The 11,177-nt window shown below is 53.6% G+C and carries 11 protein-coding genes; 6 read left to right on the top strand and 5 right to left on the bottom strand.

Translation table 11 applies throughout. The features are described 5' to 3' along the window. Positions 1 to 264: 264 nt before the first annotated feature. A complete protein-coding gene (locus D5S03_RS07690) occupies positions 265 to 750 on the top strand; it encodes a hypothetical protein (RefSeq protein WP_008870961.1) in 486 nt (161 codons plus the stop codon). Here D5S03_RS07690 and aat read toward each other — a convergent pair. The 5 genes from aat to mnmL form a co-directional block, all read right to left on the bottom strand. Further along, positions 709 to 1,443: a leucyl/phenylalanyl-tRNA--protein transferase gene (gene aat / locus D5S03_RS07685; protein WP_008870960.1), complete on the bottom strand. Its 735-nt coding sequence runs from the start codon at positions 1,441 to 1,443 to the stop codon at positions 709 to 711. The genes D5S03_RS07690 and aat overlap by 42 nt on opposite strands. Beyond that, positions 1,440 to 3,671: an ATP-dependent Clp protease ATP-binding subunit ClpA gene (gene clpA, locus D5S03_RS07680; RefSeq protein ID WP_287043329.1), complete on the bottom strand. Its 2,232-nt coding sequence runs from the start codon at positions 3,669 to 3,671 to the stop codon at positions 1,440 to 1,442. The genes aat and clpA overlap by 4 nt, the downstream gene beginning before the upstream one ends. Beyond that, the gene (gene clpS, locus D5S03_RS07675) at positions 3,672 to 3,986 is read right to left on the bottom strand and encodes an ATP-dependent Clp protease adapter ClpS (protein ID WP_008870958.1); all 315 of its coding nucleotides are present in this window, start codon (positions 3,984 to 3,986) and stop codon (positions 3,672 to 3,674) included. It lies immediately after the preceding gene. 89 nt (positions 3,987 to 4,075) lie between these two features. Beyond that, positions 4,076 to 4,819, bottom strand: coding sequence for a tRNA pseudouridine(38-40) synthase TruA (truA, locus tag D5S03_RS07670; RefSeq protein WP_287043327.1), 744 nt, complete (start codon positions 4,817 to 4,819; stop codon positions 4,076 to 4,078). Between the two features lie 13 nt (positions 4,820 to 4,832). Then, positions 4,833 to 5,795 carry a tRNA modification radical SAM protein MnmL/YtqA gene (gene mnmL / locus D5S03_RS07665; RefSeq protein WP_287043326.1) on the bottom strand — a complete coding sequence of 321 codons (963 nt, stop codon included), beginning with the start codon at positions 5,793 to 5,795 and terminating at the stop codon, positions 4,833 to 4,835. A gap of 280 nt (positions 5,796 to 6,075) precedes the next feature. Between mnmL and D5S03_RS07660 the strand changes: the two genes are divergently transcribed. From D5S03_RS07660 to D5S03_RS07640, 5 genes are all read left to right on the top strand, one after another. After that, complete coding sequence (locus tag D5S03_RS07660) at positions 6,076 to 7,116, top strand: rod shape-determining protein (RefSeq protein WP_008870955.1); 1,041 nt, start codon at positions 6,076 to 6,078, stop codon at positions 7,114 to 7,116. 139 nt (positions 7,117 to 7,255) lie between these two features. Continuing rightward, positions 7,256 to 8,032, top strand: a complete 777-nt coding sequence (gene mreC, locus D5S03_RS07655) for a rod shape-determining protein MreC (RefSeq protein WP_144311542.1) — start codon at positions 7,256 to 7,258, stop codon at positions 8,030 to 8,032. Between the two features lie 181 nt (positions 8,033 to 8,213). After that, on the top strand, positions 8,214 to 8,546 hold the full coding sequence (locus tag D5S03_RS07650) for a hypothetical protein (RefSeq protein ID WP_144311541.1): 333 nt from the start codon (positions 8,214 to 8,216) through the stop codon (positions 8,544 to 8,546). Then, positions 8,512 to 10,311 (top strand): penicillin-binding protein 2, encoded by a 1,800-nt coding sequence (gene mrdA / locus D5S03_RS07645; protein WP_008870952.1) that lies wholly within the window; start codon positions 8,512 to 8,514, stop codon positions 10,309 to 10,311. Before D5S03_RS07650 ends, mrdA begins: the two co-directional genes overlap by 35 nt. Beyond that, a partial coding sequence (locus D5S03_RS07640) for an FtsW/RodA/SpoVE family cell cycle protein (protein ID WP_287043323.1) occupies positions 10,308 to 11,177 on the top strand: 870 nt, incomplete at its 3' end. The genes mrdA and D5S03_RS07640, both read left to right, overlap by 4 nt.

Below are 11,177 nucleotides of genomic sequence, written 5' to 3'. Positions count from 1 at the left end.
GTGCTGGAGTGATAACCTTTTGGCCTGGCTTCCGGCCAGGACAAAATGATTTTTTTCTTTATCCATCTCTTAATCCTGTTAATCCTGTCAAATAGCTCTTTTCTTTATTGGGTTGCGGGCAAAGCCCGCCTTAGTTTGTTACAGTTACAGATGTATTGGGCAGAACATGTTTATTGGATGCTAAAATCTGAAATATTTTTTTAAAGGCGGAAGCCGGTACCGGCTTCCGCCTTAGATTGCCCTTGTAAGGACAATGGAGAACCTATGGAATTAAATATTGTCGCCCCGGAACAGGAACTGCCCCTTGAACGGGCCTATGTGGTCAATATGAGCATCAAATCCTTCAAGGGCCGTAAAAACGTGGAGGTTCACCTCTTTCGCGGCCACTGGGACCCTGAGGAACTGCAGTCTTATGACTGGACCAAAATACTGGGCAAATCCCTGCAGGAGATGGAGGACGGTGAAAAGGATGCAGTCCGGGCCATTATGGAAGCCTTTACCCGCAGGGAGCGCGACCATCTGGTTCAGTACCTGCAGAACAGGTATGCCGGACGCCTTACAGTCATAAACAGTGCTGCCCTGCCTTTTCCTGTTCCGTCGGGAGTTGTTCCCCTGGCCGACATGCCAGAAGATGAAAACATGGGGCGTATCCGTCTGGATAAGGTTCCCAATTATTCCCTGGATTTTGCAGTGCACGGATTTTACGACCTAAGCGCCCACCCTCCCATTCTCCGGGATGAAGAACCCTGAGGGGTTACACGAAAAGTCCCACTTTTCGGTCCTGTCCCGGGTTTGGTTTTTCCCCTTTCCCAGTTCTTCCAGAAAAAAGGCCCTGGATACCTCCTGTGCCCCGAAACGAAGCATGTGCCTTGTTGTCTGCTGGCAATCCATGAGCAGGTATCCTTTATTCTGCATGATTCTGCAGAGGTATACCAGTGCTGTCTTGGATGCATCCGGCACCCTGTAGAACATGGATTCCCCGAAAAAAATGCTGCCCAGGGCCAGGCCGTAAATTCCTCCGGCCAGCTGTCCTCTATGCCAGGCTTCCACTGAATGGGCAATGCCCATGTGGTGCAGGCGGATATAGGCGCTGATCATCTCCGGCACCAGCCAGGTACCGTGACCACCGGCTCTTTTGATTCCGGCACAGTATTCTATCACTTTTTCAAAGGCCTGGTCCGCGGTTATGGTGAATTTTCCGGAGTTGAGCACCCGGCGCAGGCTTCTTGGTATGTGCAGGCTGCCGGGAAAGAGAACAAGCCTGGGGTCAGGAGACCACCACAAAATGGGAGAGCCCGGGCCGTACCAGGGGAAAATACCCCGGCTGTAAGCCGCGATAAGGCGCTCAGGCGTGAGATCCCCGCCCACGGCCAGCAGCCCGTCTGGGCCGGCCTGACCGGGGTGCGGGAATTCAAGGTTCCTGGAGAGGAAGGTAATGGTCACTTAAACTTTAACTGGTCATTTTTTTTGTCGTGCTCCACCTTGACCACGGACTTTTTGTTATTCTGCCCGAACAAAAGCTTTTCCGCCAGGGGATCCTTGATCTGCTCCTGAATCAGCCTGGCCAGGGGCCTGGCCCCGAAAGTGGGATCATAGCCTTTTTCAGCCAGCCATTCCCTGGCCGGCGCAGACAGCTGGACCTGGACCTTCTTGCCCTTGAGCTGCTGATTGAGCTCCCGGATGCTTTTGTCCACAACCTGCTGCATCACTTCCTTGCTCAGAGCGTTGAAGGGGATTATTGCATCAAGGCGGTTGCGGAATTCAGGGCTGAACATGTTTTCCACAGCCTTGACCCCCTTGGCGGTAAGGTCCTCCTGATTCTCCTGCCCGAAGCCGATGCTGGGGGAACTCATTTCCCTGGCCCCGGCATTGGAGGTCATAAGAAGGGTCACATGGCGAAAGTCGGCCTTTCGTCCGCTGTTGTCGGTGAGGGTGGCGTAATCCATTATCTGCAGCAGGATGTTGAACATGTCCGGGTGAGCCTTTTCGATCTCGTCCAGAAGAAGAATGCTGTAAGGATTCTTGCGGATTGATTCCGTTAGCAGGCCGCCCTGGTCAAAGCCCACGTATCCTGGAGGAGCTCCGATGAGTCTGGCCACGGCGTGTTTTTCCATGTATTCGCTCATGTCGAAACGGATGAAGCTCACGCCCATGACCTGGGCCATCTGCCTGGAAAGCTCGGTCTTGCCCACTCCGGTGGGGCCTATGAGCAGGAAGTTGCCAATGGTTTTGTTTTCCTCGCGAAGGCCCGCCCGAGAGCGTTTTACAGCCCTGGTCAGGGCCTGTATGGCCTTGTCCTGGCCGAAGATGGCGTCCTGCAGGTGCTGGTCCAGGCTGAAAAGTTTTTCCTTGTCAGAAGAGGAAATCTGCCTGGAGGGGATCTTGGCCATTCTGGAGACCACCTGTTCAATATCCTTGGGTGAAATCTGCTTCTTGGTCTTGCCGGATCCGGAGAGGACAAAGATGGACCCTGCCTCGTCCAGGACATCAATGGCCTTATCCGGAAGATAGCGGTCGTTGATGTAGCGTGCAGAAAGATCCACTGCCGCCTTGATGGCCGAAGGCATATATTTCACGTGGTGGAATTCCTCGTAGTAGGGCTGCAGCCCCTTGAGTATTTCCAGGCTTTCGCTGGTGCTTGGTTCGGGCAGTTCTATCTTCTGAAATCTGCGGGACAGGGCCTTGTCTTTTTCAAAATGGTTCTTGAATTCTTCATAGGTGGTGGAGCCGATACAGCGGATTTCACCCGAGGCAAGCACAGGCTTGAGGATGTTGGAGGCGTCCATGGAGCCACCGCTGGTGGCCCCGGCCCCGACTATTGTATGAATCTCGTCGATGAAAAGTATGGCCCCGGGGATCTCTTTTATTTCCTTGATTACTCCCTTGAGCCTGTTTTCAAAGTCTCCCCTGAACTTGGTTCCGGCCAGAAGCGCGCCCATGTCCAGGGCGAAAATCCTGGTATCGAAAAAAGGTTCGGGAACTTTTTTCTGTGATATCTGCAGGGCCAGTCCTTCGGCCATGGCTGTTTTGCCCACCCCTGCATCGCCGACAAATATGGGGTTGTTTTTCCTGCGCCGCAAAAGCACCTGGATGACCCTTTTGAGCTCTTCCTCTCTGCCCACAAGAGGGTCGATGAGCTTTTTGCCGGCCTTTTCCACCAGGTCCTGGGTGTACTGGGCCAGAGCGCTTTTTTCGTTTTTTTCCTTGGGCTTGCATCCGGAACAGGCCGATCCCGGACGGTCCTTTTCCATGCCGTGGGAGATGTACTCCAGAATATCCAGGCGGCTCAAGCCCTGGGACTGCAGATAGTAGACAGCAAAGGCCTCTTCTTCTTCAAACATTGCCGCCAGCAGGTCCCCGGCCTGGATCATATTCTTGCCCGAGGACTGTATCTGGGACAGGGCCTTGTGCATGACCCTCTGCACCCCGATGGTCTGGACCACTTCGCGGTCGCCGCTTGGAGGCATTACCTCCATATGATCGGTGAAAAACCTTTCCAGCTGATTTTTGAGCTTAAACAGGTCTGCGCCACAGTCCGAAAGGACCTCTTTGCCCTTGTCATCCATGAGATAGGCGTAGAGTATATGTTCCAGAGTCAGGTACTCGTGGTGGCGGACCTTGACTTCCCGTATGGCCCTGGCGATTATTCTTTCCAATTCTTTACTTAGCATTTAAACCTCTTCCATTGTGCATTTAAGGGGGTAACCTTTTTTCCTGGCCATGCTGGTGACCATGGCCACCTTGGTTTCTGCGACCTCCCCGGTATAGATACCGCATACACCTGTGCCGTTCTTGTGTACACTCAGCATTATATGCATTGCTTCGGATTCCGTCTTGTGAAAGACTTTCTGCAGCACATGAACTACGAATTCCATGGTGGTATAATCGTCATTGTGCAGCAGAACCTTATAGCGCTGCGGTTCCTTTATTTCTTCCTCAGACACTGTCCCCGGGCTGGGCAGAGTCCCTGTAAGTTCTTTACTCATAACGATTTAGCGTAATGTTTTTTGTTTAAAAGTCAATAATCCGGAGGTTTGCCGATTGTGAGAACTAATACCACAAAGCATGACTGGAATCAATATGTAACATGCTCCAGACAAAGCCCCCGGGCCGGGGCGGTTGCAGGGGCCAGGCTCCGGTCCCGGCTTTTCAGGACATACTCCAGGTCCCTGCAGGATATTTTTTTGCGGCCGATATGGACCAGGGCTGAAACTATATTTCTGGCCATCTGTTTCAAAAAGCCACCGGCCTCAATGAAAATCACTGTTTCCCGGGAAGTCAACCCGGGCACCATGCAAATGTCCAGCACAGTCCTGACGGTGTCCCTGATTTCTGTGCCTTTGTTCATAAAGGAGCTGAAGTCATGGCTTCCAAGCAAACATTGAGCGCCATCCTGTATTGCTGCCAGGTCGAGGGGGCCTGTGTTCCATACAAAATTTCTGCGTTGAGGATAAAAAAAGGCTTTTTCAGTCCACAGAGTGTAGGAATATTTTTTGGCCCGGGCCGAAAAACGGGCGTGGAACTCCCTGTCTGTCCGGGCAAAGTCAAGTACGCGAATGTCTGGGGGTAAAAGGGCATTCAAGGCTCTGTCCCAGGGAACATTGAGAAGTCCCTGCGGTGGATCGAAGTGGGCGACCTGCCCCAGGGCATGCACTCCGGCATCGGTGCGTCCGGAACCGTGCAATCGTATACTTGCGGAGCAGATGCGGGACAGGGCCTTTTCCACCTCCCCCTGGATGGTAAGGCCGTCTTTCTGGATCTGCCAGCCGTTATATCCGGTGCCGTCGTAGGCAAGAGTAAGTCTTACACGCATATCCATCTATACCTGCCGGTTATTCCTGCCGGGATGCGCAGGTGCTCAAGGCGTCTGCAGAAGACACATCTGCACTCAGCCGGCAATCTGCTCCCTGCTTCAGGTCCCGGCTTTGCATGGATTTTTTGATGCTGTTTATGGTAATGGTTTTGTCCCGGGACCATTCCGGGGCCAGAAGCTCGTCCCCGGAAGGATCCCCGGTAAGCCGGTGCACCACAATGTCCGGTCTCAGTCTGGATAGTGCCGCCACGGCCCAGTTTACGTACTCTTCCCGGGACAGGGGAGTGAAAAGCCCCTGACTCCACCATCCGGCCAGGGGGGTGTTTTTGCAGACGTAGATGTTATGCACTTTGATCCCCTGGACCGGAAGCAGGTTTATAAAGTCTACAGTCTCCAGGAAATCTTCCAGGTTTTCCCCGGGCAGACCTGCTATGACATGAGCGCAAACTTTCAGGCCCTCTTTGTGGGCCATGCGGCAGGCATGGGCAAAGTCATCAGGCGTGTGTCCCCGGTTTATGCGCTTTAGGGTCTCAGGGTTGGAGCTTTGAAGACCCATTTCCAGCCAGGTCTCTTTTGCCTGGAATCCGGCCAGGATACGCATCTTTTCCTGATCCAGGCAGTCCGGCCTGGTGCCTGTGCACAGAACTTCCAGGCCCGGGAGGCAGGCAAGCTCTTTGAGGCAGCTTTTTAATCTGCAGGCAGGTCCGTAGGTGTTGCTGAAAGATTGCAGGTAAGCAGCAAATAAAGCCTCCGGATGCCTGGAGAGATATTTTGAGCGCCAGTAGTGGTACTGCTGCTCAAGGCTCATGCCGGACGAGTATAGTCCGGTTCCGGATCCTGCCGGATTGCAGAATATACAGCCTTCTCTGGAAATGTTGCCGTCCCTGTTGGGGCAGTCAAAACCAGCATCCAGGGGGATTTTTTGAACCCGGGTGTTGAACTTTTTTCTCCAGTGGCTGGATAGAGTATTGTAGATATCCATATAAAAAACGCAGCCCTGCCGTATTGCCTGTTGGTTCTACTTCTGATAATATTTTTAGATTGGGTCATTAATTATACAGACAGACGGCCTACCGGGGAAAGACCCGCTCTTTATCCGGGCGTCGCAGTGCTGTACGCATAAACCCTACATTAAGCATATTCAAGCCCCGGGTCAATTCAGGGGCTGGATCCGCACCTGACTCTGGCCTTGCCATCAACCTTAATTCCCGGATGCCTGTTCAATTATCGGCACCGGGCAAATACTCGAGCGGAGAAAAGTAATGACGAGAATTCTGGACCGACTGTTCGGAGCTGTGTCCAACGACCTGGCCATCGACCTGGGGACCGCCAACACCTGCGTGTATGTAAAGGGCAAGGGTATTGTCCTGCGGGAACCATCTGTGGTAGCGGTCAAAAGAGACTTGCGGGGCAACAACAAGGTGCTGGCCGTGGGGGAAGAAGCCAAGAAGATGCTCGGGCGTACTCCGGGCAACATTACAGCCATCCGTCCCATGAAGGACGGAGTAATAGCCGACTTTGAAGTCACGGAAGCCATGCTCAGGCATTTTATAACCAAGGTGCACAACAGCAGGCGACTGGTGAGACCGCGTATAATCATCTGCGTGCCAACGGGCATCACTCAGGTGGAAAAAAGGGCGGTCAAGGAATCCGCGCAGAGTGCCGGAGCCAGGGAAGTCTATCTCATTGAGGAGCCCATGGCTGCAGCCATCGGGGCCAACCTGCCCATAACCGAGCCCACTTCCAACATGGTTGTGGATATCGGCGGAGGCACCACCGAGGTTGCGGTGATCTCCCTGTCCGGAATAGTCTACAGCAGGTCTGTCCGGGTGGGCGGCGACAAAATGGACGACTCCATCAAGCATCACGTCAAGCGCAAGTACAATATGCTCATCGGAGAGAGCAACGCGGAAATCATAAAAAACACAATAGCCTCGGCCTATCCCCTGGATGACGAACAGCAGATGGTGGTCAAGGGCCGGGACCTGGTTTCGGGGATACCCCAGAATATCACCATAACCTCCGAAGAGGTGCGCAAGGCCATCTCGGAACAGGTGGAAAGCATTGTCCAGGCGGTAAGAATCGCCCTGGAACAGACACCGCCGGAACTGGCCTCGGATATCGTGGACCGCGGCATAGTCCTTACCGGGGGCGGGGCCCTGCTCAAGGGCCTGGACAGGCTGCTCATGGATGAGACATCCCTGCCCATTACGGTGATAGAAGATCCACTGTCCACAGTGGCTGTTGGATCCGGCAAAGTTCTGGATAATCTTGATGTACTCAAGGAGGTTACCATAGATTAGCCTGGAAATTACTGCCAAAAAAATTATCGGCCTGTTCTTTGTCTGTGTTGCACTGTACCTGGGTCTTTATACCTGGAATGCCCGCACTGAAGTCCTGGATCGCCTGGGGGCCTATACAGGCCTGGAATTCGTGGGCTGGGTGCTCAAACCCGGAGTCCGGGTCCATTCCATGGCCCAGGATTTCTGGGAGCGCTATGTATATCTGGTGGACGTGCACCAGGAGAACAGGGAGCTTCGCCGTGAACTGGACAGTCTCAAGCTGGAGCTGGCTGCCAAGTCTGAAAAGGCTGCTTTCGCCGAGAGGCTTGAAGACCTTCTGGAGTTTACTTCACCACCGGGCTGGAGCAGCAGCGGGCTGCGGGTCGTGGCCCACAATTACGGCCCCTTGGGTGTTCTGGAATCCATTATCGTGGACAAGGGACGGCTGCAGGGGATAAGCTCCAACATGCCTGTGGTGGCTCCGGAAGGTGTTCTTGGAAGGACCTATAAAACCGGTCTCAACTTTTCAACCGTGCTGCTGCTTTCAGACCCCAACAGCCGCATACCTGTGGTCAGCTCAAGGTCCAGGACCCCGGGCATAATCGCCGGACAGGGCCAGAACAAGCCTCTGGCGGTTCAGTATGTGCATTTGAATGCTCCGCTGCAGGAGGGGGAGTACTTAGTAACTTCCGGTACAGCCGGTATTTACCCCAAGGGCCTGCCGGTGGCCAGGGTGAGCAGGGTGGAGCGTTCCGAAATCCGCCTGTTTCAGCTGGTGGAGGCTGAAAAGCTGGTGTCGGCGATGGACAGGGAAGAGGTCATGGTTCTGGACAATATAACCAAGTTAAGGACTGATTACCTGGATTTCGACGGTATTATCCGGGACTTTTCAGGGGAGGATATGCTGCTGGACGAGCGGGGCGGATATGATTTTTAACAAGGGTTTTTGAAGCAGGGGAACTTTTCTGTTCAAACATACAGCATTCTGGATTTTTTTCACCATCGTCGGGATCTGGGGGCAGTTTTTCCTGCCCGGCACGGACTTCTTCTCTCCTGGACTGGTGGTGCTTCTGCAGTTCGGATTTATAAATACAGCCTTCTGGCTGGGGTGCTTATGGATGCTCCTGCTGGAAGGGACCGGTAACCTGGCCTTCGGGACCGTAATCCTTTATTATGCAGGTCTGATCATGACGTATTCTCTGGCCAGCATGTTTTTTGAGGCCAGAAATGTTTTGTTCATGGCTTTTTTATTCCTGTTTCTTGCTGTTTTTAAAAAAGGCCTTGTCTTAGTCATGGCCGGCATGCAGGATCTTGGTCAGCCGGTGCACATGGATGCGGAGTCAGTACTTGTTCAGTTCGCTGTGCATTTTATCCTCTGGATGTTAATATATAATCTTTTTAATAAGTACATAATGCATGAGCTTGTTCGAAGAAAAAAGCCTGCTGCGTGAAAAGCTGGGATACAATTTTCTTCTGTTCCTGGTGGTCGCTCTGTTCTGTGTTTTTGCGGTGCGTTTGTGGTACCTGCAGGTTTACAAGGCGGACTACTTTTTTGAAAAGGCCCAGGACAATGTGCAGCGCAGGCAGCTGGTCTATGCCCCCAGGGGGCTTTTTCAGGACCGCGATGGCAGACTGCTGGCGGTGAACGAGCCTTCATACAGCCTGGCCCTGGTCCGGGAGGACACACCGGACATAGACCGGACTCTGAAGCAGATAAGCAGGTGGACCAACATCCCTCTGGAGCAGATCAGGGCCGAGTTTGAAAGGGGCAGGGACATGGTCAGGTCTTTTGAAAAGCAGGTCCTGGTATCCAACCTTTCCTATGAGCTTTTGACCAGGGTGGAGACCGAGGTGCCTTACTGGCCGGGGGTGAAAATCATGGTGCAGCCCAGGAGGAAATACCCGCAGGGTGAAGTTCTGTCCCATGTGCTGGGTTACGTGGCCCAGGCCAGCGAGGAGGAGCTCAAAAGGGACCCCGGTCTGCGACTGGGGGACAATGTGGGCAAGCACGGCCTTGAACTGACCATGGAGCAGACTCTGCGGGGGACCAAAGGGCTCAAGCAGCAGGAGGTGGATGCTGCGGGCAGGGTCCTGCGGGAACAGGTGCTTCAATACCCGGAATCAGGTCAGAACGTGCAATTGAGCATAGATCTTGACCTGCAAAAGCACATTTATTCCCAGATGCAGGGTAAGAGCGGAGCTGTGGTGGTCCTTGATGCCGATACCGGGCAGGTCAGGGCCCTGGTAAGCACCCCGGGTTATGACAACAACAAGTTCGTTTTCGGCATATCCCATGCTGACTGGAGGGATCTTATCGAAGATCCGCACAGGCCCCTGCGCAACAGGACCATCCAGAACGCTTATCCCCCGGGTTCCGTATTCAAGCCTGTCATGGCCGCCCTGGGCCTGGAAGAGGGGTTTGATCCGGAAGAGGAGATTTTCTGCAGGGCCCGTTACAGGCTGGGTAACCGGGTTTTCAGGTGCTGGCATCATCATGGAGATGTGGATATGAGCAAGGCCTTAGTCCAGTCCTGCGATACTTATTTTTACAAACTGGCCCGCAAGCTGGGTGTGGACAAGATGAGCCCCTTTGCAAAAAAAAGCGGGCTGGGAAAGCCCACCGGGATCAATCTTCCCCACGAAAGGGCCGGTATCATACCGGACAGGGACTGGAAGCTCAGAAATGTAGGCGAGGCCTGGAGAGGCGGGGACAATCTGAACATGGTCATTGGGCAGGGTTTTGTGCAGACCACTCCACTTCAGATGGCGGTTTTTACCGCGGCACTAACCAATGGAGGTACGCTTTACAGGCCAAGCCTTCTACTGGAGGAAAAGAAGCTGGACCCCCAACCCTTGCCGTGGCAGGAAGAAACTCTGGATTTTATTTACCAGGCCATGGTGGATACCGTGGAAAAGGAACGCGGTACAGCCAGACGGCTCCGGACCAGGGATGTGGAGGTGGGGGGCAAGACCGGTACGGCTCAGGTGGTCAGGCTGATGCCTGAACATGAAGATGACGAACTCGAGGCGGTTGACTACTGGTTCAGGCATCACGGCTGGATGATCAGTACTGCCAGAAAGGGAGATGAGAATTACGCAGTGGCCACCCTGGTTGAGCACGGCGGATCCGGTTCCGGTGCAGCCGGCCCGGTGGTCAAGTCCATCTATGACTATCTCTTCAGTTCCGAGAAGGCAGCACAAGAGGACCTTCCATGATCGACAGACAGCTGGTTCTGCATATAAACTGGTATATACTGGCTATGGTGGCTTTGCTTTTCGCCGCCGGGGTTCTCAATCTCTATTCCGCCAGCGCCTTCAGAATGGGCGAGGGAACAACCCTGAACAATTTCTACAGCAGACAGCTTGTATGGGGAGGGGCGGGCTTTCTGGCCATGCTTGTGGTCATGTCCTTCGACTACAGGCACCTCAAGGTCATGTCCTGGTATATTTACGCAGTATCATTGATTCTGCTGGCCTGTGTTTTTTTCTGGGGGGTCTCCATTTACGGTGCCCAGAGGTGGCTGCACCTGGGCTTTGTCAGCTTTCAGCCCAGTGAACTGGTGAAACTCGGTGCCCTGATCCTCACTGCCCATATCCTGTCCAGGGATGAACATCCCCTACAACTCAAGGATCTGCTCAAGGTACTTATCATTATCATCATACCGGTAATAATGGTGGCCAGGCAGCCGGACCTGGGCTCGGCCCTGGTCATACTTTTCCTTCTGGCCGGCATTGTTGTTTATCAGGGCATAGACAGGAAGCTGGTCAAGGCTCTTCTGGTGCTCCTGCCCATGATCGCCCCCCTGTTCTGGTTCATGCTGCACGATTACCAGAAAACCAGACTGCTCAGTTTTTTGAATCCCGCCCAGGATCCTCTGGGCTCGGGCTATCATGTCATTCAGTCCCAGATAGCTGTTGGCTCAGGCGGTTTCTGGGGCAAGGGTTTCATGGAGGGTACCCAGAGTCAGCTGAGGTTTCTGCCTGAAAAACACACAGATTTTGCTTTTTCGGTTTTCAGCGAGGAATGGGGCTTTCTCGGGGCCCTGATACTTCTTCTGGTTTTCTGTGTGTTTTTATACCAG

Source organism: Desulfonatronospira sp. MSAO_Bac3 (genome assembly GCF_003838035.1).
Classification (GTDB): domain Bacteria; phylum Desulfobacterota; class Desulfovibrionia; order Desulfovibrionales; family Desulfonatronovibrionaceae; genus Desulfonatronospira; species Desulfonatronospira thiodismutans.
The sequence above is the reverse complement of the archived record's forward strand: the minus strand, read 5'-3'. Positions and strand labels throughout refer to the sequence as shown.